General features: G+C 55.5%; 19 protein-coding genes. 2 read left to right on the top strand and 17 right to left on the bottom strand.

Annotation, left to right across the window (positions count from 1 at the left end; genetic code table 11):
* Nucleotides 1–157 precede the first annotated feature (157 nt).
* The 4 genes from lpdA to pdhA form a co-directional block, all read right to left on the bottom strand.
* Nucleotides 158–1576 (bottom strand): dihydrolipoyl dehydrogenase, encoded by a 1419-nt coding sequence (gene lpdA / locus OCY70_RS19930; RefSeq protein WP_213426320.1) that lies wholly within the window; start codon nucleotides 1574–1576, stop codon nucleotides 158–160.
* A gap of 6 nt (nucleotides 1577–1582) precedes the next feature.
* Nucleotides 1583–2863 (bottom strand): dihydrolipoamide acetyltransferase family protein, encoded by a 1281-nt coding sequence (locus tag OCY70_RS19935; RefSeq protein ID WP_213426319.1) that lies wholly within the window; start codon nucleotides 2861–2863, stop codon nucleotides 1583–1585.
* 35 nt (nucleotides 2864–2898) lie between these two features.
* The gene (locus tag OCY70_RS19940; RefSeq protein WP_213426318.1) at nucleotides 2899–3876 is read right to left on the bottom strand and encodes an alpha-ketoacid dehydrogenase subunit beta; all 978 of its coding nucleotides are present in this window, start codon (nucleotides 3874–3876) and stop codon (nucleotides 2899–2901) included.
* Nucleotides 3877–4002: 126 nt separating this feature from the next.
* Entirely contained in the window at nucleotides 4003–5070 is a 1068-nt protein-coding gene (gene pdhA, locus OCY70_RS19945; RefSeq protein WP_168182900.1) for a pyruvate dehydrogenase (acetyl-transferring) E1 component subunit alpha, read from the bottom strand.
* A 342-nt stretch (nucleotides 5071–5412) separates the two neighbouring features.
* On the opposite strand from pdhA, the gene OCY70_RS19950 reads away from it, so the two are divergent.
* Nucleotides 5413–6141 carry an alpha/beta hydrolase gene (locus OCY70_RS19950; RefSeq protein WP_197256334.1) on the top strand — a complete coding sequence of 243 codons (729 nt, stop codon included), beginning with the start codon at nucleotides 5413–5415 and terminating at the stop codon, nucleotides 6139–6141.
* A 65-nt stretch (nucleotides 6142–6206) separates the two neighbouring features.
* On the opposite strand, the gene OCY70_RS19955 is transcribed toward OCY70_RS19950, so the two are convergent.
* Complete coding sequence (locus tag OCY70_RS19955; RefSeq protein ID WP_213426317.1) at nucleotides 6207–6704, bottom strand: low molecular weight protein-tyrosine-phosphatase; 498 nt, start codon at nucleotides 6702–6704, stop codon at nucleotides 6207–6209.
* 360 nt (nucleotides 6705–7064) lie between these two features.
* A complete protein-coding gene (locus OCY70_RS19960) occupies nucleotides 7065–8309 on the bottom strand; it encodes an IS110 family transposase (RefSeq protein ID WP_261944499.1) in 1245 nt (414 codons plus the stop codon).
* A gap of 407 nt (nucleotides 8310–8716) precedes the next feature.
* On the opposite strand from OCY70_RS19960, the gene OCY70_RS19965 reads away from it, so the two are divergent.
* Nucleotides 8717–9379, top strand: a complete 663-nt coding sequence (locus OCY70_RS19965; protein WP_213429387.1) for a thiamine diphosphokinase — start codon at nucleotides 8717–8719, stop codon at nucleotides 9377–9379.
* A gap of 135 nt (nucleotides 9380–9514) precedes the next feature.
* Here OCY70_RS19965 and OCY70_RS36585 read toward each other — a convergent pair whose 3' ends face one another.
* The 11 genes from OCY70_RS36585 to OCY70_RS20015 all read right to left on the bottom strand — a co-directional run bounded on the left by OCY70_RS36585 (nucleotide 9515) and on the right by OCY70_RS20015 (nucleotide 20150).
* The gene (locus OCY70_RS36585; protein ID WP_315973927.1) at nucleotides 9515–10108 is read right to left on the bottom strand and encodes a chromate transporter; all 594 of its coding nucleotides are present in this window, start codon (nucleotides 10106–10108) and stop codon (nucleotides 9515–9517) included.
* 146 nt (nucleotides 10109–10254) lie between these two features.
* The gene (locus OCY70_RS36590) at nucleotides 10255–10713 is read right to left on the bottom strand and encodes a chromate transporter (protein WP_306433955.1); all 459 of its coding nucleotides are present in this window, start codon (nucleotides 10711–10713) and stop codon (nucleotides 10255–10257) included.
* Nucleotides 10714–10871: 158 nt separating this feature from the next.
* Nucleotides 10872–11876 (bottom strand): hypothetical protein, encoded by a 1005-nt coding sequence (locus OCY70_RS19975; RefSeq protein ID WP_213429386.1) that lies wholly within the window; start codon nucleotides 11874–11876, stop codon nucleotides 10872–10874.
* The gene (locus OCY70_RS19980) at nucleotides 11863–12417 is read right to left on the bottom strand and encodes a hypothetical protein (protein ID WP_261945118.1); all 555 of its coding nucleotides are present in this window, start codon (nucleotides 12415–12417) and stop codon (nucleotides 11863–11865) included. Before OCY70_RS19980 ends, OCY70_RS19975 begins: the two co-directional genes overlap by 14 nt.
* Nucleotides 12418–12432: 15 nt before the next feature.
* Nucleotides 12433–12816 carry an enoyl-CoA hydratase gene (locus OCY70_RS19985; protein WP_213429384.1) on the bottom strand — a complete coding sequence of 128 codons (384 nt, stop codon included), beginning with the start codon at nucleotides 12814–12816 and terminating at the stop codon, nucleotides 12433–12435.
* A gap of 97 nt (nucleotides 12817–12913) precedes the next feature.
* Complete coding sequence (locus OCY70_RS19990) at nucleotides 12914–13387, bottom strand: ABC transporter permease (protein WP_213429383.1); 474 nt, start codon at nucleotides 13385–13387, stop codon at nucleotides 12914–12916.
* A 91-nt stretch (nucleotides 13388–13478) separates the two neighbouring features.
* Nucleotides 13479–15491 (bottom strand): GTPase SAR1, encoded by a 2013-nt coding sequence (locus OCY70_RS19995; RefSeq protein WP_213429382.1) that lies wholly within the window; start codon nucleotides 15489–15491, stop codon nucleotides 13479–13481.
* Nucleotides 15481–17361, bottom strand: coding sequence for an ATPase, T2SS/T4P/T4SS family (locus OCY70_RS20000; RefSeq protein ID WP_213429381.1), 1881 nt, complete (start codon nucleotides 17359–17361; stop codon nucleotides 15481–15483). Before OCY70_RS20000 ends, OCY70_RS19995 begins: the two co-directional genes overlap by 11 nt.
* A gap of 4 nt (nucleotides 17362–17365) precedes the next feature.
* On the bottom strand, nucleotides 17366–18190 hold the full coding sequence (locus OCY70_RS20005; RefSeq protein ID WP_249725378.1) for an ABC transporter permease: 825 nt from the start codon (nucleotides 18188–18190) through the stop codon (nucleotides 17366–17368).
* A 7-nt stretch (nucleotides 18191–18197) separates the two neighbouring features.
* Nucleotides 18198–18911: a carbon monoxide dehydrogenase maturation protein gene (locus OCY70_RS20010; RefSeq protein WP_213429380.1), complete on the bottom strand. Its 714-nt coding sequence runs from the start codon at nucleotides 18909–18911 to the stop codon at nucleotides 18198–18200.
* Between the two features lie 39 nt (nucleotides 18912–18950).
* Nucleotides 18951–20150 (bottom strand): SAF domain-containing protein, encoded by a 1200-nt coding sequence (locus tag OCY70_RS20015; protein WP_249725377.1) that lies wholly within the window; start codon nucleotides 20148–20150, stop codon nucleotides 18951–18953.

Below are 20150 nucleotides of genomic sequence, written 5' to 3' on the forward strand. Positions count from 1 at the left end.
AGGGAAGAGTAATCTTTGCTCCTCATAAAAAAATCCCCCGCAGCATCGCGCTGCGAGGGCACAAAGCAAATTCATATCGAATAGAACCGTAACAGAAAGAATACAGAACGCTCCTGGAGCAGGAGTACGGCATGATTAAAACATGAAATCGTTACTCTTACTTCGCTACTGTGTGGATCGGATGTCCAAGCACGACTTCCGCAGCTTCCATCACGATTTCGCCAAGCGTTGGGTGAGCATGGATCGTAAGCGCCAGGTCTTCCAGCGTTGCCGCCATTTCTACAGCCAAGCCCATTTCCGCGATCAGGTTGGATGCTTCCGCGCCGACGATTTGGGAACCGAGCACGACGCCCGTATCCGCGTCAGCCACGATCTTGACGAAGCCTTCCGCGTTGCCGCCGAGGGACAGCGCGCGTCCGTTCGCCGCGTATGGGAACTTGCCGGCTTTGACGTTGTGGCCTTTTTCCTTCGCTTCCGCTTCAGACAAGCCTACGCTTGCGCACTCCGGATCGGTGAAGCATACGGCAGGAATGCACTTGTAGTCAACCACGCTAGGCATGCCCGCGATGGCTTCCGCCGCAACCTTGCCTTCGTAAGAAGCTTTATGCGCCAGAGCTGGACCAGCAACGATATCGCCAATTGCGAAGATGTGAGGAATGCTGGTGCGTCCTTGGTGGTCGACTTCGACCAGGCCGCGGTCGGTCATTTTGACGCCGATCATATCGAGGCCAAGCTCGCCATCGGTGTTCGGACGGCGGCCAACCGTTACGAGCAGGTATTCTGCAGTTACTTCTTTGGTTTCGCCTTTAACCGTGAATTTGACGGTAACGTCTTTATCGGTTTGCGTAGCGCTCTCCGCTTTCGCGCCCGTGAAGATTTCCACATTGGATTTCTTCATGTTTTTCGCGACAAGCTGCGTCATATCTTTATCGAAGCCTGGGAGCACCATGTCCGCGCCCTCGATAATCGTGACTTTCGTGCCGAACTTGGAGTACATTTGGCCAAGCTCCGCGCCGATGTAGCCGCCGCCGATGACGATCATCGACTTCGGAATTTCCTGCAACTCCAGAGCTTCTGTCGAGGACAGAATGCGTCCGCCGAACGGGAAAGCCTTCAATTCGATTGGACGGGAACCCGTTGCGATGATGCAGTTCTTGAACTTGTAGCGAGGCGCTTCTTGATCGTTGAATACGCGCGCTTCATTTTCGTTGATGAACATGCACTCGCCGTTGAATACTTGAACTTTATTCGCTTTCAGCAGCGCGCCAACGCCGCCGGTCAGCTTTTTCACGACGCCGCCCTTGAATTCTTGCACTTTTTTGAAGTCGACTTTTACATTTTCAGCCGTGATGCCGATGGCGGAAGCATGCTGAGTCACTTCATATTGATGAGCTGCGCTGATCAATGCCTTGGAAGGAATACAGCCGCGGTTCAGACATACGCCGCCGACAGCCGATTTATCTACGATAAGCACGCTTTGGCCGAGTTGGGCAGCGCGAATCGCTGCCACATAACCGCCCGGTCCTGCTCCAATAACCAGAGTATCAATGTTCAAAGATGCGTCTCCTACTACCATGTCCGGTTACACCTCCATGACAAGCAGCTCTGGATTAGCTAGCAGCTGCTTGATATAGTTCATAAAGTTTTGTGCCGTTGCCCCGTCGATCAGACGGTGGTCGAAGCTGAGAGACAAGGCCATTACTGGCGCTGCCACGATTTCGCCGTTCTTCACGACCGGTTTTTCCGTAATGCGGCCGGTACCCAAAATCGCAACTTCCGGGAAGTTGATGATTGGAGTGAAGAACATGCCGCCTGCGGAACCGATGTTCGTAATCGTGATCGTGCTGCCTTTCAATTCGTTCGGGCCGAGCTTGCCTTCGCGTCCGCGAGCAGCCAGATCCTTGATGCTGTCGGCGATCATCCAGATGCTGCGGCGATCCGCATCATTGATAACCGGAACGATCAGACCGTTGTCTGTGTCGGTAGCGATACCGATGTTGTAGTACTTTTTGTACACGATCTCGTTGTTCGCTTCGTCGATCATTGCGTTCATGGCCGGGAACTGACGGCAAGCGGCAACGAGCGCTTTGACGATGAACGGAAGGTAGGTTACTTTCGTGCCTTTCTTCTCCATCATCGGCTTCAAGCGGGTACGGAATGCAACCAGCTCCGTAACGTCCACTTCGTCCATGATTGTAACATGCGGCGCCGTGTAAGCCGATTTGACCATCGCATTGGAGATGGCTTTGCGGATGCCCTTGAACGGCACGCGCTCTTCTTCGGCTTCGCGGCCGGTAGCTGCTGGAGCGGCAGGCGCTGCTTTCGCTTCCGCAGCGGCTTGAGGCGCTTCAGCCTTCGCGGCAGGCGCTCCGCCATTGGCGAATGCTTCCACATCTTCGCGCGTAACTTTGCCGTTTTTGCCGGTTGGAGGCACTTCGCCGATGTTCACGCCCAATTCGCGCGCCAGCTTGCGCACGCTTGGCGTAGCCAGCACTTCATGGTTAGGCGCTGCAGCCGTACCTTCCGCTTTTGGAGCTTCCGCTTTTGGAGCTTCCGCTGCAGGTGCTGCTGCAGGTTCTTCCTTAGCCTCTTCGGCCGGTTCCGCTTGTTCCGGAATATCCCCTTCGGCATCGATGATGGCCACGACTTCGCCCATATGGCATACTTGGCCGTCCTTCGCCAGCACTTCCAGCACCGTACCGTTTACCGGACAAGGCACTTCAACGACGGCTTTATCGTTCTGTACTTCCATGATGATGTCGTCGTCGGTAACTTTGTCACCCGGTTTGATGTGCATTTTAATAATTTCGCCTTCATGCAGCCCTTCCCCCAGCTCCGGGAAGCGATATTCAAATTTAGCCACAAGAACAACCTCCTTCAAATCTGTTCGGTTCTAACTTAGAAGTCCAATACTTTTTTGACGCCAGCTACGATGCGGGCCGGTGTTGGCAGCCAAGTGTCCTCGATTTGGGCAAACGGATATACCGTGTCCGGACCGGTTACCCGCAGCACTGGCGCTTCCAGATGAAGAATCGCCTTTTCATTGATTTGGGCAATGACTTCTGCGGCGACGCCGGAAGTTTTTTGCGCCTCTTGAACGATGATGGCGCGGTTCGTCTTCTTGATCGAAGCTACGATTGTATCGATATCCAACGGAATCAGCGTGCGCAGGTCGATGACTTCCGCTTGAATGCCTTCCTTCTCCAGTTCAGCCGCCGCTTTCATCGCTGTATGAACCATCAAGCCGTAAGCGATGATGGTAACGTCCTTGCCTTCGCGGACGATCTTTGCTTCGCCGAGCGGAACCGTGTAATCTTCTTCAGGCACCTCTTCGCGGTAAGCATGGTACAGGTTCAAGTGTTCCATGAAGAATACAGGGTCGTTGTCGCGGATCGCCGAGATGAGCAATCCTTTCGCATCATATGGATTCGAAGGAATAACTACTTTAATGCCCGGTGTCTGCACGAGCAAGCCTTCCAGCGAGTCCGTATGCAGCTCAGCCGCTTTTACCCCGCCGCCGAACGGCGTGCGGAATACGATTGGCGCGTTGTAGCGTCCGCCGGAGCGGTAGCGCATGCGCGCCGCTTGAACGCAGATTTGATCAAGAGCTTCATAGATGAATCCGACGAACTGGATTTCCGCGATAGGGCGGAAGCCTTGGATGCCGAGACCGACAGCCATCCCGCCGATTGCGGATTCAGCCAGCGGCGTATCGAAGACGCGCTCGTCGCCAAACTCTTTTTGCAGACCTTCCGTTGCACGGAACACGCCGCCGACATGGCCGACGTCTTCCCCAAATACCAACACGTTCGGATCCCGCTTCAATTCCACGCGCATTGCGTCCCGAATTGCTTCTTTCATATTCATTTGTGCCATTGCATCGTATCCTCCTTACGTTATCACACTGCCTGATTCGGTCTGGTTCGCATGGTCATGCGATACTGACTTCTATCGATATCCGGATTGCTTGTCTGCTTATCCGGTTCAAAGTCGTTCTGCTATTTATTGAAAATCGGCTTTTTGCTCTTCCAAATATTTCGGCGTCGTCTCGAACATGCTGTCGATCAGACCGGCAACCGTCATTTTTTCCGTTTTTTCCGCACGCTTGATTTCTTCGTTCACTTTCGCTTTTGCTTCGTCTTTCACGCGGGCTGTATCTTCTTCGGTCCACAGGCCCTTTTTCTCCAAATATTTGCCGAAGCGTACGATCGGATCTTTGATTGCCCATTCCGCTTCTTCGTCTTTCGTGCGGTATTTGGTTGTGTCGTCAGCCATGGAGTGAGGACGGAAACGGTATGTCAACGACTCGATCAGCGTTGCGCCTTCTCCCTTGCGTCCGCGTTCGGCCGCGATTTGCACCGCCTTGATGACCGCGAGCACGTCCATGCCGTCCACCTGCATGCCGTGAATGCCCGCCGCTACCGCTTTGTGAGCGATCGATTTCGCTGCCGTCTGCTTCGTGAACGGCGTCGTAATTGCATAACCGTTGTTCTGTACGAAGAAAATAACCGGCAAGTTGTATGCGCCAGCGAAGTTAAGACCTTCATAGAAGTCGCCCTCGGAAGATCCGCCGTCGCCGGTGTAAGTAATAGCTACGTTCGGTTGTTTTTTCAGCTTGAAGCCTTTTGCAATCCCCATCGCGTGCAGGATTTGCGCGCCGATGATGATTTGCGGCATCAATACGTTGACGCCTTCCGGAATTTGTCCGCCATGCTGATGTCCGCGGGAATAGAGGAATGCTTGATACAATGGCAATCCATGCCATACGATTTGCGGCATGTCGCGGTACGCCGGCACAACGAAGTCTTCCTTCTCAAGCGGGTACACGCTGCCTACCATGGAAGCTTCCTGACCGGATACCGGCGCATAGAAGCCGAGGCGGCCTTGGCGGCCCAAGTTGATGGCACGCTCGTCCCATGTCCGCGTGAACACCATGCGGTACATGATTTCCTTCAATTGTTCGTCGGTAAGCTCCGGCATGAGATCCGGGTTCACGATTTCTCCTTCTGGAGACAAGACGGACAATGGCTGAACATCTTCCGTCTGAACTTCAAATGGATACTTGCTCATTGTTTTCACCTCAATAAAAGTTTGAAGATTTTGTTTAGCTGTTATAGAATGATTATACACCTGTTTTACTCAATTGGTCAAAAGAAAACGCGAAAAAAGTGAACATTTTGTTATGGTGTTGTTATAACAGGTCTTATTTCGTACTATAACAGACTGTTACAAAATTGTGAACTTAAGCACAAATCGGTTCTTTGCCTTCGGGACGTGACGTCTATTTCCTCAGCGAGCGGATCGCTGTATTTCTCGCGCAGGTTCAAACATCCTCTTTATAGTAGAACATTTTGGCCAATCAGAGATATTATTCACCAATAAAAGCTAAATTTTGCACAAGGGGTGTAAATGATGTCCGATTCATCCATTCTTAAACGAACGATTCACAAGCATGTCATTCCAAGCAGCCTGCTGAGCGCCGATCGCCATGTTCGCGTGTACCTGCCTCCAGGCTACCAGGAGATGCTGAGCTATCCGGTCGTCTACTGCCAGGATGGCGAAGATTTCTTCAACTTCGGCCGCATCGCGACCTATGCGAACAAACTCATTATTGAAGAGGATATGGAGCCTTTCATTATCGTCGGCGTAGACGTGGACAAAAAAATACGTACATCTGAATATTCCCCGGACGGGGAACGTTTTGAATCATATACCCGCGCGTTTGTCGAAGAGATTGTTCCCTTCATCGAGCAGCATTATCCGGTGCGGACCGATTGGACCGAGACCGTCTTGGCGGGCGACTCGCTGGGCGGCACAGTCTCCCTACATCTGGCGCTTCGCCATCCGGAACGCTTCCGTCAGGTCATCTCGCTGTCGGGTGCGTACTATCCCTATTCGCAAGAGCTGATTGCCCGAGAGTCGGACCTGTCCTGGCTGCATTTGTTCATGATCGTCGGACTGCAGGAGACCGCTTTCAAGACGGATCGGGGCGTGTTCGATTTTGTTGCCTTGAACCGGTCGGCGAAGCAGCTTCTGGAGGACAGAGGCGCCCATATCCAGTACAGCGAGCATGACGGCCAGCATCAGTGGGGCTTCTGGCAGCAGCATATCCCGGATGCGCTCCGCTTTTTCCTCGAATAGTCCCTTGGCATGTATCGTTAAAAAAGGACACCTAAAAAAGTAGTGGCATACAGAACGGTATGTCACTACTTTGGTGTCGATTTGCCATGATCCAGACCCTGCTCCTGAACGATCTTGTCCAGCAGCCGGACGCAGCCCGTCTGAATCAGCCGATATACTTCATCAAAATTGCCGGTATAGTACGGATCAGGCACATCTTCAGCCTGTTCCTCCGGAAGCAGCGTCATAAAGCGCATCACTTGCGCCTGTCTTCCTTCGGCCCCTTCCCAAGCCAATACATTCTGTTCATTGCTTCTGTCCATGCATACAATATATGTAAACTCCTTGAAATCATCAGGTCTTACTTGTCTGCCCAGCATGCCTTCATATGAAATGCGGCATTCATCCAGTACCGCCCGCGTGCCTTGGTGGGGCGGCTGGCCAATATGCCAATCTCCCGTACCTGCGGAATCGACGGCAATCGCGTGCTCCAGGCCCGCTCGCTTCACCTCATGTCGAAATATCGCCTCTGCCATCGGTGAACGGCAAATGTTGCCGAGACAGACGAACAATACGTTCACCACTGCGGTACACCTCCTTTCAGCTTCGGTTGAGTTAGGGCTCTTCACCTGTAAATATACCTATCTCGACAACAAATAACAAGCCCGGGTTCCAGGAAGGCCGTTAGGAATTGGTCTCGCGGCGACAATCGGATATACTTAGAACGCACACATCATTATCATTCGGGACTTTCATCGCTAGAAGGTCTTATAAAGTCCAGCGGTATGATGTCAAGTCCCTGATTGATGAGAATTGGAAAATTTCCTTGGCGTGCAGCAGGATCAATCCCAAAAAAGGCATCACCAAACTAGACCCAGTCGAAAATTAAGTAAAATACCATAATTTAACTGGGAATTAGAGAAGAAAATTCATGAGCCAAGGCATTATTGCTCTGTCGGCTTCACCTTCCTTCTGGGCGTATAGAGTTGGTCGTTGCGTAGCAGCACATCGACCAGACGCACAAGTTTTCTTGCCGTTAAGACGAGGGCACGTTTGTGTTGATGCTTAGGGACTTCATTGAATTTCTTCCGGTAGTACTCCCCGAATTCCGGGTCGCGGTTTTTTACCGAGTTGGCAGCTTCAACAAGGTAGTAGCGAAGGAATCGGTTGCCGGAACGAATGCGCTTTGTATCTTCCGCCTCGAAGGAGCCGGATTGGTGCTTGCGCCACGTCAGACCCGCATACTTGGCCAAGGCGGCTTGATCCGTGAAGCGGTCGATGTCGCCGATCTCGGCCAGGATGCCTGCGGCATAGACCCGATCAATGCCCGGAATGGAACGGAGGCACTGGCTGCTGGAAATGCCGTCTAAAATGCGCTCAATCGCCTTGTCGAGCTCTTTAAGCTGACTCTGGATGCTCCGGATCGACTGAATTGAGGTGCCCAGCACCAAATCAATGGAATCCTCGACAACCTTCGAGAGACGGTACGAGGCCCGAGCCGCCTTTTGAATACAGCGGGCGACGTGTTCGGGATCGGGGAAACGATTTCTCCCCTTGTCCTTGAGATAGTCAGCCAAACGGGCGACATCCATATTCGCCATCTCATCCAGACTATACTTTTCCGAGAGCATTTCCATGATGGCATGGCCGAACACGGAACTGTCCACCTCCGCGCGAAAAGCATTGCACTTGTAGAACAGATTTTGCAAAAAGTATTGCTTCTCGCGGGTAAGGTTGTGTACGAGATGGAATCGCATGCGAGTGAGCCGCTGCAAGGCGATGTACTGTTCCTGCATCACGATAGTCGTCGTGAGTCTGCCAAAACGCAGGCGGTCTGCAATGATCCAGGCATCGATGCGATCGGTTTTGTCCAGGTCGGCATAAGCGTCTTTGAATTTGTTAATCAGCTTCGGATTAATGGTGAACACCTTGGCATTCAATTGTTGAAGGGCCTCATCCTCATGCAAGTACATGGCTGGATGCCAACTGTAGACGGATGTGGCTTCAAGCCCGATATGAACCTCAGAGCAGGCTGTCTTGACCGCAGCAGAAATGATGCGATCCCGCAAGTAAGAAGCGCCGTGCAGATTGTTGGTGGTCTTGAAGGTCTCCAGGGTGTCGCCATCCGATTTCATCAAACAGGCTTCCAGTTCTTCGGAACTGACGTCAATACCGACAAAAAGCTTCAAGAGAATTCCTCCTTTCTATAAGGGATTCAGGGAACGGACTCTCCGGACTGTCTCCGGCGCACTCGCCGATCAATCACCCTCGCATATGAGAACACGCTTCGGTTCACGAGCTGCCCCGACGCTGCTACAGTCGGGCATGAGTTGCCGAAGGGAACAGCCAGCGGGTAAGAAGTGCAAGCGAGTACCGGAGAAACAGACTTAAAAAGTAGATTGGACTACAGGAGGGAGACGAATTTCCCCGAATGGAACCCTAAGTTCCATTGTCCAGAGACATTCCGGAAAGTCCAGTCCCCATATTAATTTTCAATGTGCAAGCTGGAAATTTTGAAGGCATTCTATGTTTCTATAAAGGACTGGAAAAAGACTCAAAACTGCCTTCAGGAAATACTATACGAGGAAGGATAACCATGCATATAGCTCCCCCTGTTCCCCGCCCTCGGCATGTCGTTATTTGCGCCGGCGGCATTGTCGATGCCTCCCTGCTCTCCGTGTGTAAGGAGGCGGATGTCGTTATCGGCGCAGATCGGGGCGCATTGACTTTGGCCAATCATGGAATCTGTCCGGACGTGGCGATTGGGGATTTCGATTCCGTCACAGAGGAGGAACGGAACCGGATACGAAGCTGCAGCAAACATTTTCAAGATTTCGACGCAATCGACAAAGATTATACCGATACCGAGCTGGCCTTCCATACGGCGCTCGCATGGAAACCCGGCCAGATTACGCTGCTGGGCGCAACCGGCACGAGACTGGATCATACGCTTGGCAATATCCATCTGCTGCGGGTCGGAATTGACCAAGGCATTCCATGCCAGATTCTCGACGCCCATAATATTATCCGGCTCACCAATTCCGAGCTGACTCTGCCGCGGCAGCCCTACCCTTATATATCGCTGCTCCCGCTCAGCATGACGGTTACCGGTATTACGCTTACGGGCTTCGCTTATCCTCTGACCGATGCCACGCTGCATGTCGGGCAATCGCTCGCGATCAGCAACCAGTTCGCCGCCGAGGAAGGAACCATCACGATTCGGGACGGGTATCTGCTCGTCATCTGCAGCCGTGACTAAGCGGGAGCCATCCGGCTCGGGTGCGTCGTTCTCTGCGCAAGGAGACAACCGATCCCTTCGCAAGCCTACATAGCGACGGCAGCCAATCTGGAAAATCAGGCCGCTGCCGTCCCTTGCTTTTCGCTTATGACACGCTTAGAGCAATACCGCGCCGCATAAGGCCGAGACCAGTACGACCGACCAAGGCGGGAGCTTCCATGCCATCAGCAGCAGGGACCCGATCAGAACAATCACAAAGTGGGTCGGACCCTGCACGGAAGTCGTCCATACCGGCTGATACAGCGCCGCCAGCAGGAGCCCGACCACGGCGGCATTGATCCCGCCGAGGGCGGCCCTTACCCCGCTCCAGGTCCGCAGCCAATCGGCGAAGGGCAGCGCCGCCGCGATAAGCAAATATCCGGGCAAGAAGATGAAGACGAGCGCCACGATGCCATAGACCGTACCGAGCCAGCCTGGCGCCAGCGACGCCCCGACGAAGCCCGCGAAGGTGAACAGCGGGCCGGGAACGGCCTGCGCGGCTCCGTATCCTGCCAGCAAAGCGGACTCGCCCATGATGCCTCCCCCGCTCAACTCCTCCGCCAGCAGCGGAAGCATCACATGACCGCCCCCGAACACGAGCGAACCGGTGCGGAACATCATGTCCGCCAGCTTGGTGGCCGGGCCGGGCAGCGCCGCCGCAAGCCACGGAAGCAGGATACAGCCGGCTCCGAACAGGAGCAACATCGCCATCGAGAAGCGAACCGGCAGCGGCGCTTCCGGCGCTCCTCTGCTTCCCGGAGGCTCCGTCTCTGGATGAGAAGGCGTGCGCAGCAGCAGCCATCCGGCGGCTGCGGACAGCCCGATTATCGCGATCTGGCCATAGGTGCCAGGTATCGTTACTGCCCCGGCGGCCGCGGCCGCCGCAATCGTTTTGCGCAGCGGTCCGGCGTAAGCTGGGCCGACATGGCGCGCAGGGCGTGAATAATGACCGGAATCGCCACCAGCTTCAGCCCCTGCAGCCAGCCGGGAACGTCCCCTGGCAGCCAGCCGATGCCGAAGGCGAATAAAATCAAGAGACAAGCCGATGGCAGCGTGAATCCGGCCCACGCCGCAATCCCTCCCAGCCAGCCGGCTCGCTTCATTCCAATCGCCATGCCCAATTGACTGCTCGAAGGGCCGGGCAGAAGCTGGCTCAACGCGTTCATATCCGCGAACTGCTCATCTCGAACCCATCCCAGCTTGGCGACATACGTATCCCGGAAATAACCAATATGCGCGGCGGGACCTCCGAATGAGGTGAGCCCTAATTTTAACGCCGTCCAAAACACTTCCCATAGCCGTCCGTGACTTGACATCGCTGCCTCCTGAATCGTTGACATGGTACGCTGCCGCCGGATCGATAAGGCGAATGGAGAGGCAGCTCTACAGACTCTTTCTGTTTCTTTATTGATATCACGCACTTTACATACAGCGCAATCACTTTACAACAATTTAACATAGGGCCATACGGCCCTTATGGCCCGTTCGGGCATGGCCGCGGAAAGTATCCTTGCGCCGCCGCCTCCTTTTCGCTCGCGAAGGTCTCCACAACGGCCTCTCGCTCTCCGCACCGCGATCGGTAATAGATACGAATGCCGTCCCGAATCGCTCCATAGACGACAGGACGCTTAACCAGGCGGCCACCGCCGAACGCATAGTTATTATAGTAGTGTACGCCTATCGGAAGCCCCTGGATAAATGCGATAAACCCGATGTCATCGACCGTGTTGTTCCAATCCTCCTGTCCGATCAATGGAAGCGTAAACGTATATGTAATCCCCAGTTTGCGGGCATGCGTATTGTGAAGGTTGATGTGGTAGGCCAGATCCGCCTGAAGCGTGCTCACGATAGTGGTCCGGCGCACCTGCTCGAACTGGCTGGGATCCGCCAGAAGCGGAATGCGCTTGCCCGTGGCTTCATTGACCCGCTCCCGCTTGCCTTCGTACCAGCGCTTTGTCGCCGGGTCGAACGCATGGACGTAATCATCCAGGGTGAACGACACGCTGTTCCCCGACGCATCCGCATAGGCATACGGCTTCTTGGCATGCCACAGCGGCCTGGATTCCAGCTCGCGATTGCTATTGCGAATTTCGCTGTATGCATGAATCCAATAGCCGTCATAATCCACCACGGCGATAACGTGAATATATCCGAGCAGCACCTGCTGCCCGATGGCGTCACCGGATATATCGAAATTGGTGAACAGCGTCTCGTAAAATTGCGCCAGTGCCCGTTCTTTATTCGCACGGAAATATTTCAACGAGTCATAGCCCGCTTCATATTGCGGATATTCATTCCTATGAAGCGCGAGCGCCGCGTCCTGCACCGCGGCATGAACAGCGCCGTCATACATGCGCGTCAGTTCCAGCGCGCCATCCCGCTCCCCAATCCGCCAATCCTGAAGAAGCATCGCCGGAAAGAAAATGGCGGCGAAAAACAGCGCCAAGCCGATGAAATAACCGGAGTTAATAGTCTTCATTCCGCACCATTCCTCCGTACGGGATAGAAATGCGCGCCAAGTCATCCGGAAGCGAGCGGGTAAGAAAACTGCGGATGAGGGCACCATTGGTTTGATTCACATTTTTGACGACGACGCGAAACATATCTCCCGCCTTCAAATAATATACCCGGCCCGGATCGGTTAGCGGCGCTGCTGTATTCGGGAACAGGACGCGGTTCAAATCATCCGTATAATGAAAATCATAATACACCTCGAAGCGCGCTTGGAAGGTTCCGGCATCAGCCGGGTCCATATGAACGGGATTATATTTCTTGATGCCATGCTCCATCTCGATATCGAATACATGGCCGGTTCGCGCCAGTTGGCCGTTCAGTTCATTGACCATGACCGGCGTAATAAATCCTTTGTCGCGGACAGCATCGACAAAGCCGGTAACGGACGAATAGGCCAGCGTATAATCAAGTCGCTCCTGCTGCTGATATGAAGCGCCAAGCGGATACAGGAACATCAAATAACACGAAATGACTGCGGCGAACAATGTTATGATCCCTTTAGCCATAGCGCTCTCTCCTTCCTATAGGGGATCGAATATCACCCTCTCCAGACTCCCGTCCGGACGCCATATCTGCTTCATCCGATACAATCCGTTCAGCCGGATTCCCGAAGCGTCTATATGTTCCCTGTCCACTTCCCGCCCATATTCTGTCGTGCCCACTTGAATATCGGCATCTATCGCCCGAATATGGTAGATCGATTGCAGCACGGCCGCTCCCGTGACCGTATAGGTTGGCGGAATTTGCAGCCGGGGCGCCAGATTCGGATCCCGCTCATCAAGAATGCGATCCGCTTCGTTCAGCAGCTGATTGCGGGCGGTTACCGCATCGCGAGAGAACGATAGCGCCGCCACAAAAAGGATAAAGGCCACCGAAAGGGATATCATGCGGGCGGCATTTTCCATAGTAATTCTCCCCCATCTGCATGGCTCGCGTGGCAGCCATCAATGACCAAACAAATAAAGATAGCGCGGCTCACGCGCCGCTTCCTGAATTCCCCGCTTACTGCTGCTCGAACACGATGCCGCGGGTCACATTGCTCTGATCCACGATAACGCGGGCTTTAAATTTGCCGCTCGGGTTGACGTAGCTGTCCAGCGACTCCAGCGTAGCCAGCTCCAGGTTTTCGTTGCGCTTCGCGCTGGAGAAGGTCCCGTTGTCAAGCACATCCGACCCGTAGTAGGTCCCGTCCGTATTTCCACTCGACTTGTTTTTACCCGTGATGACACGGACGCCGAACTGATCCTGCTTATAAAATTTGCGGATCGCGTTCACGACCTGAGAACCGCTGACCGTGGTATTATCATAGACGGTAAACGATGCTTTGCTGAGCTCCGTCTGTATGGACGAGAACTCATTTTGCGCCGTCTTCGTCGCCTCCTGGGCGCTGACGAACAGCAAGACGACAATCGTAATCAATGCAATGGTCAAAAAGATTCCGGCCGCTACCTTCAGCGCCGATTGAGCATTATTCATCGCAATCACCTGCACCTTTTCCCGATTTTTGTTCTAGGTAAATGCTGATTGGCATGCCTTGCTATAGGCGGGCCGCTCTCCTGGCCGCAACCTACAGCTGGCGAATTTGGTCAAAAGACGAGCGCATTTGCTCCGCGCTCATCCAGACGAGCGGGATGACCAAATATAAAAACACGAGCGCATACATCGGCGCGAATCCGAACCATTGTCCCCATACCGCTTTGGCATCGATGCTCTTTTCATAATGCTGCTTTATCATTTCTTGCTCATAAAGCCAGTCCTGCTCTACGTCATCGAAGGCTTGATGAAGCGGAATCAGATCGAAGGCCAATTCGATTTTTTCGACGAAGCGGACAAAGTCGGGATAAGGAGCATCCCGCTTCAACTGCCGCAGCGCCTCCTCGGCCCCGCTCTCCCAATTCATGAGGCATGCGTGCAGCGGCTTCCTGAAGTATATCGAGCTGCGCCCCATCCAGCCCACGATCTGTTCAGCCGTCATGCGGTCGAAGGCTCTCATCAGCAAGGTCAGCGACTGGAATTGGCTAATCTCCGTCCTCATGTCGATATGCTGCAGCCGGATCCGGAGATGAAGAAAGACGACCGGGCAGGCATAGGCGGCAAGACTGGCGGCAAGGACCAGCAGCACCTCCCACCACTGAATGCGGCTTCCTTGCACCCGATCGGCATAATCGGCAAAGTAGCTGGCTGCCTGCTTGGATTTCCATTCGCTGCCCGCCGAAGGCTGAGCAAGGAGTTGTCCCTTCCATGTCTCAAGTGCTTCCGGCGATAGCCCAGCGGCGCTGCTGCCTGACACAGGCTGCAGCTCCAGTCCGAGCGCCGTCATCTGCCGCTGCAGTTGATTCCACGCCCCGGAAGCCGCGGTCGACTGCAGCAGGAACAGCAGACAGACGCCGCAGCACAGCACAACCGCAGCCAAGGTCCAGCGCCGGGCATAGAATCGATCCACCGGCATGTTATCGTTCGCTTCTCTCAGCAGCCGCTGAATCCGGCGGATCGCTGCGGGCGGCGTGCGGGCCATCAAACGGCGCACGAGACGCTGGACGGCAGGGCGGGTCCAGAGGCGGCGCTCCCATGTCCGCCGGGCTTCGGCTTCAGTTCGGCCTGATCGCCAATGCAGTTGAAGCAGCAGCCTATGGCAGATAAAGACCGTAAGGAACACCGCCAGTTGAAGCAGCCAGCCGAGCTTGCTCTCATAAAACTGCTCCATTAGCGGGAAATAGGCCTTCGCCCAGCGGGAGAGCGGGTCAGCGAACAATACCGGCGCGACCGCAATCGCCTGCAGCCCGCTCAGCAAATAGTCCAGCCGGGAACGCATCGTCAATTCCAGATGCATCTCCCTCACGAGCATCGAGATGCCTTGAAGATAGGAGGAACCTTGCCGCTGAGGCGGATCCCCGTATTCGACTATGAAGCGCGACAAGCCGGCGAACAGCTTGAAGTAACGGTTCGGTGCCGCCTCTTCATATGCGGCCAGAGCCGCTTCCGGCTGCTGCTCCTCCATCATGGCGAGCATTCGCTTCATATGAGACTGCAGCATCGGGTGCCCGCCGTCCGCCGCCTCGGCGATCGCCGCATCGACCATGCGATGGCGATGATAGGCTTGCCTCACACTGGCGAAGGCCTCGGCCCCGATCTTCAGCAGCTTGCGTTCCGCGCGCTGGACAGACGCATCCCGGTATAGCCCTTCCGCGACGCTCAATACGAGCAGAAGCATAAGCCAAGACAGCACATCCTGATCGAACGACAGGAATACGATTGCCGCCAGCGCAGCCGTCACGGCACTGCCGAGCAAGACGGCTGCCGTTTTCCGGCGCAGCAGCCATTCATCATACGAATAGAATGGGCTTAGCCGCTGCCGGATTGAACGGGCCCGTCCCTTCAACAGCGGCGTCTTTACAGCGATTACATAGAAGCGCTGCAGCGCGGCATGCCATGCCGCTTGGATATGTGCCCCCCAAGACTCGCTTTGCCGGGGGAAAATATGGGCTTGCTCAGCTTCAAGCCTCCGGCTGATTCGCCAGAGCAGAATACCGACGGCTAGCGACAAGGCGGCCAGCGCCACCAGCACCGTACTAACCGGCAAGCGTCATCCCTCCTTCCTTGCGCAGCCATTCGCGGAACCTCCGCTTGTCCTTGGCTGTCATTTCCCGTTCCATTGCTTCCGCCTGCCGAGCGGAAAGCGGATGAACCAAGCAGTACCGCCCTTGCCGGTATTCGACGATATTGCGATATTCGAATGCGCGCGTGCGGCCAAGCCGGCGATGCAGCTTCTCCGAGGACAGGATGTATCGTTCCCAGGATATTCCTGAACTCCCGCTCTCCACGGCCGGCGGCACGTCCCCCGGCTCCGGCTCCGCCACCGGAATGCACTCCGTTATCCGCTCGATATACCGTTTGCCGTCCGCATCCCGGGCCAGATGCACATCAAAATGGAGAACGCCGCTAACCTGCTGCTCCGCAATCGCCTCATTATGGAACATCCCGCTTTTAAGCAGCGAATTGCGAAGCGCGAAAATAAGGTCCGGGAACGTTTTCGCATGGTGCGTGAAGACGGTGAACAAGCTTGCAACCTGCGCCATTTGAATCATCCAGGCCGCTACCGGATCGGTAGCGACTTCACCGAGTATATGCACCGTGCCGTCCGTTTTCTTCTGCACGTCCAGCCCGGCCTGGCCGGAAATGCGCTCGGTCTCCCGAAGCGAGACAATATTCCGCTGCGGATACAGGCGCCGCAAATGGAGCTCGAAAGCCTGCTCCTGCACGCGAAGCGGATAGAACGGATAGATGGATTGGACAAGCGCCATCAATAGCGTCGTCTTTCCCGATCCTTGCGCCCCGGTAACGGCCGTCACGCGGGCCCCTTTCATTAAATAGGTAAGCAGAGCGATCGGCAGCTCCGCGTTCTTGTCCGTAATCAGCTGCGGAAGCGTGACGCGGCTCGTGTCGAATTTGCGGATGAAGAAGCACCATGATTCCGCAAACGGCGGGCGAAGAACGACAACCCGCGAGCCATCCTTCATATGATTGACCCGGTAGCCGTCCGCTTCGGTCAGCGGGCCGGGCGATTGATATTTATATATGTTGTGGCACACTCTTCGCAGTTCCGCTTCGCTGCCAAAAGAAAGAAACGCAAACCGAATCGATTTCCCTTTATAAAAAATCCACACGCTGTCGCAGGCCCGGATATCCTCCTTGTCCCCCGATTCCGCCTGCACCATATCGGCGTACGGCGAGCCGGCCAACACGTCAGGGATTCCGTTAATGCCGCCGGATACGCCGTCAATGCCCATATCGCGCATCTCATCAATGACCGAGAATCCTTTATACCGCTGATACAGCCGCTGAGCTACAATCCGAATCCGATCGCGACGCGAAAAGTTCAATTCCTCCACCCGAAACGCCGCGTCGACATCCTCGCCCGTGACGACATAGGCTGACTCGTCATCGGCAGACGAATGAGCTCTTAATTCATCCCATTTATACGTCCGTATCAGCACATCCAATGCGCCGTACCCGTATCGCTGCTTGTACGCATACAGGAGCAGGTCGAACTTGTCCTGCACTGTCAGCAAATCCGGGCGGTTAAATGAGATAAGCCGGTCCAGCTCATCAGCCGCGAGCTTGATATGCTGTTCGATAATATCGATTATCCACTCTTTTATATATTCCTTTGCCGCAGGCTCGCCGCTGCTGCATGCTTTCAGCGCTTTTTTGAGCGCCAGCCTCCGCGCCGTCTCGCGCCTGAAATCCTCTTCATTCGCATGCAGATCCATCAGAATATCGGAGGTCCAAGATATAAAATACTGCTTCACGGCGGCGTCCAGCTTTTCCCACGTCCAATCCTGCCGCTTGCCCGCATTGGCCGACTCTCTTCCCCTGCCGCGCAGGCGCAGCGTCAATGCGGCAAGCGTGCCCGCGGCAATAGCCGCGATGAGTATCCCGTTCCAGAACATGTGCTCACCCCGCTTTCCCTGACCCGGAACGCGCTATCGCGCCTGACTCCGACATCAGCCAATCCGCCAGCTTGTTGTGATGATCGGCGAATCCATTCCGCCGGTTCCGCTGCGGCTTCATGAGCTGCTGAATATACCAGGCGAGCAGCTTGCCCTCGTCTGCGGCGTTGCGGTAGCCGGCGGAGTACGGAATAATGAACAGCGGCGCCATCGGCCTGTATTGGCGGCGAATCCGAACCTCATTTTGCCGGATATCGTCATCATACATGCCTAATATATAGGCGGAGGCAGGAGATCCCCCATCGCTGAACGCGGCCTCCAGCGAAGACCGCTGCTGGCTGGCGACGACCAGCGTCCCATGGACCAACGCCCCAACAGCCTGCGCCATATGACCATTTTCTCCCCCCGGGTCCCACAGCACGATGTCATACCGCTTCTCCGCCAGCTTCATGATCCTCGGTATCCATTGGCGAAGGTTGGCACCTCCAGGCGATCGATTATGGTCGGCGTCGAAGCCCGGCATAATATCGAGATTGCGCATGATGGGAGCTGTGAAGGAAGTGAACATATCATCCTCCGCTTGCTGGTGCTCCATCATGCGAAGCAAATGGCTCCAACCGTTCGGAGTGGCGCGATAGCGGATCGAAGACGCCGCCTCCGGCTTCGGCAGGAGCGCCTCCAGCCCCCTTCCCCGCTGCTCTGCATGAATGAGGAGCACGCGCAGTTGGCAGCGCCAGGCGAGCGTTATGCCCAAGCATGCCGTTAATGAGGTGCCTCCGCACATTCCCCGTCCCGCCGAACGTACCATCCAATGCTTGCATAGCGGCATATTTCCATTACCGTCCTTTCGTCTTGGCCTTGAGGCATCTTCTCCATTCTTTGTCCCCGAGCGGACCCGCAATCTGCTCCGTCAGCTTGCGCCATGCTTTTTTCGTCCCGGGCGCAAAGGCCTGAAGACGGAGCGTTCCCGCCTGCTCCTGCTCCATCTTCGCCGCCCAATCCCGTTCGTCTTCGGGAATGACTACTGCGGCCTCCGACCAGCGCTGCTCGAATCCGGAATGATAAAGTTCCTTCACAAATGCCAGCTCGGACTCCGGCTCCACAGAACGGAACAGCACCGGAATGAATGCGAGCGGCTCCCCTTCCTGATGGCGCTGAAAGGCAGCCAGCCACTCTTTATTCTTCGCGATATGATATCGCTCTGCAGTCTGGCAGAGGAAGCGGCAATCCGCTTCCGCCCATTGCGCGGGAGCAAAAAATGCGGCTGAGTCCGTATCGACGAGGAGATCATCATAGCTCGGCGGCGCTTCATCTTCCCGCTCCAGCATCCGGAACGCGTCCATCCAATTCGAGCATCCGGTCAATACATCGAAGCCATTCCAGTTGTTCAGATTCATGGACGGATCCGGGCCGGCAACCCGGTACGTGCTCCATTGCGCCCGGGTCCCGTCAATAAGCAGCACCTTGCGCTCCAGCCGGGCCAGCAATGTGCATACCGCAAAGAGATGTTCGCTCTTATCCACGCTTCCGATAAATACCGCGCTGGTCAATCGTATTCCCCCTCTTCTTCACTCCCACTTCTGCCGCTATCAGCGGTCAGGCTCGGAAAAGATCGATTTATGATGCGCCGCATCTTCTGCCTGTTTTCCGGATCCGCCTGACCCTCGCTGCGAGGCTTCCGCCGGAATGAAATGATCGGCTTCATCCGGATGCATCGGCTCCGCAGGCCGTCCAGCCGGGTCCTTCTCAGTTCCAGCGCCTTCGGGAACCGTACCAGGCCATGGCCGCTGCGTATCCTGGGCTAACGGTTCTGCGGACGCGCCGCCCTTCGGACCGACGAACGGAGAATCCCTTACCGCCTCCGGCGCTCTTCCCGTCAGTGGAGACGCTTCGGCGGCCTGGGCAGAAACAGGATAACGGGCGGCCTGCGTCCCTTGCTCAGGGCTCATTCTTGTCACGCCGTGAGCATCCCCCTCGCGGGCTTTGTCGGCCCATGTCTTTTCCATTTGTTGACGAAGACGGCTCATTAGCGCCGTATTGGCCTGCTTCACGATATTCGGGTTCGATTGCATCAGCTTCAGAACCTGCTCATTGGGCGGATAGTTGACTGCCGCATCCTGTTGCAGATGAGGCTCGATATACTGCAGGGCGTAAATCTGCCCTCCGTGCAAATAAGCGTCCACGCAGGCGCTGGAGAACGACAATCGTTCCCGCTCATCCATCTGCAGCCAGACGACAGGCTCCTGCAGATCATGAATCGCCTTGCGGGACAGGATGACATAGTCTTGACCATCCGGGAAGCGGATGCGCACATCAATCGCGTCGCGCTTGCTCAGCCGCAGCGGCAGTTGGATGACCGCCGTCTCCACCCAGCGCATATCATCCGCCAGCCGCCCCTCTTCATACATCAGCGAGGCAAGGACCGGAGTTTTTGCCGATACGTCGATTTTCAGCACTTTCCCGATGGCGTCGCTGGCATCCTGCACCCGGCCGGCCGGCGCAGCCGATTCCGCGATCTCCTCTCTCTTCAGATCGGCCATGCTGATTCGGGTCCCGGCCTGGAGCGGCCGCTCGAACACCCATATTCCCGCCTGCCGCTTCCGCCGTTCCGAAGCCAGCCGCTCCAGCCGGGCGATTTCCTGCTTATACTCGGCTTCTACAGATGATCGCAGCGCAAATAAGTGGCGGTCGGACCACCACAGGCAGAACCAGAACAAGAGGCCTGCCGCCGCCGCGCCGCACAGTGCGGACCACGCCATTTGCTTGCTTCTCCGTGTCCATCTTCTCAA

The sequence above is a fragment of the Paenibacillus melissococcoides genome (assembly GCA_944800085.1).
Classification (GTDB): Bacteria; Bacillota; Bacilli; order Paenibacillales; family Paenibacillaceae; genus Paenibacillus_B; species Paenibacillus_B melissococcoides.

What these genes read in the sequence shown, in the direction of transcription:
- lpdA (WP_213426320.1), bottom strand. Translation starts at nt 1,576, where the DNA reads ATGGTAGTAGGAGACGCATCTTTGAACATTGATACTCTGGTTATTGGA.
- OCY70_RS20005 (WP_249725378.1), bottom strand. Translation starts at nt 18,190, where the DNA reads ATGCCGCTATGCAAGCATTGGATGGTACGTTCGGCGGGACGGGGAATG.
- pdhA (WP_168182900.1), bottom strand. Translation starts at nt 5,070, where the DNA reads ATGAGCAAGTATCCATTTGAAGTTCAGACGGAAGATGTTCAGCCATTG.
- OCY70_RS19980 (WP_261945118.1), bottom strand. Translation starts at nt 12,417, where the DNA reads ATGGCTAAAGGGATCATAACATTGTTCGCCGCAGTCATTTCGTGTTAT.
- OCY70_RS20000 (WP_213429381.1), bottom strand. Translation starts at nt 17,361, where the DNA reads ATGTTCTGGAACGGGATACTCATCGCGGCTATTGCCGCGGGCACGCTT.
- OCY70_RS19985 (WP_213429384.1), bottom strand. Translation starts at nt 12,816, where the DNA reads ATGGAAAATGCCGCCCGCATGATATCCCTTTCGGTGGCCTTTATCCTT.
- OCY70_RS19950 (WP_197256334.1), top strand. Translation starts at nt 5,413, where the DNA reads ATGTCCGATTCATCCATTCTTAAACGAACGATTCACAAGCATGTCATT.
- OCY70_RS36590 (WP_306433955.1), bottom strand. Translation starts at nt 10,713, where the DNA reads ATGTCAAGTCACGGACGGCTATGGGAAGTGTTTTGGACGGCGTTAAAA.
- OCY70_RS36585 (WP_315973927.1), bottom strand. Translation starts at nt 10,108, where the DNA reads ATGGCGATGTTGCTCCTGTTCGGAGCCGGCTGTATCCTGCTTCCGTGG.
- OCY70_RS19990 (WP_213429383.1), bottom strand. Translation starts at nt 13,387, where the DNA reads ATGAATAATGCTCAATCGGCGCTGAAGGTAGCGGCCGGAATCTTTTTG.
- OCY70_RS19940 (WP_213426318.1), bottom strand. Translation starts at nt 3,876, where the DNA reads ATGGCACAAATGAATATGAAAGAAGCAATTCGGGACGCAATGCGCGTG.
- OCY70_RS19965 (WP_213429387.1), top strand. Translation starts at nt 8,717, where the DNA reads ATGCATATAGCTCCCCCTGTTCCCCGCCCTCGGCATGTCGTTATTTGC.
- OCY70_RS19975 (WP_213429386.1), bottom strand. Translation starts at nt 11,876, where the DNA reads ATGAAGACTATTAACTCCGGTTATTTCATCGGCTTGGCGCTGTTTTTC.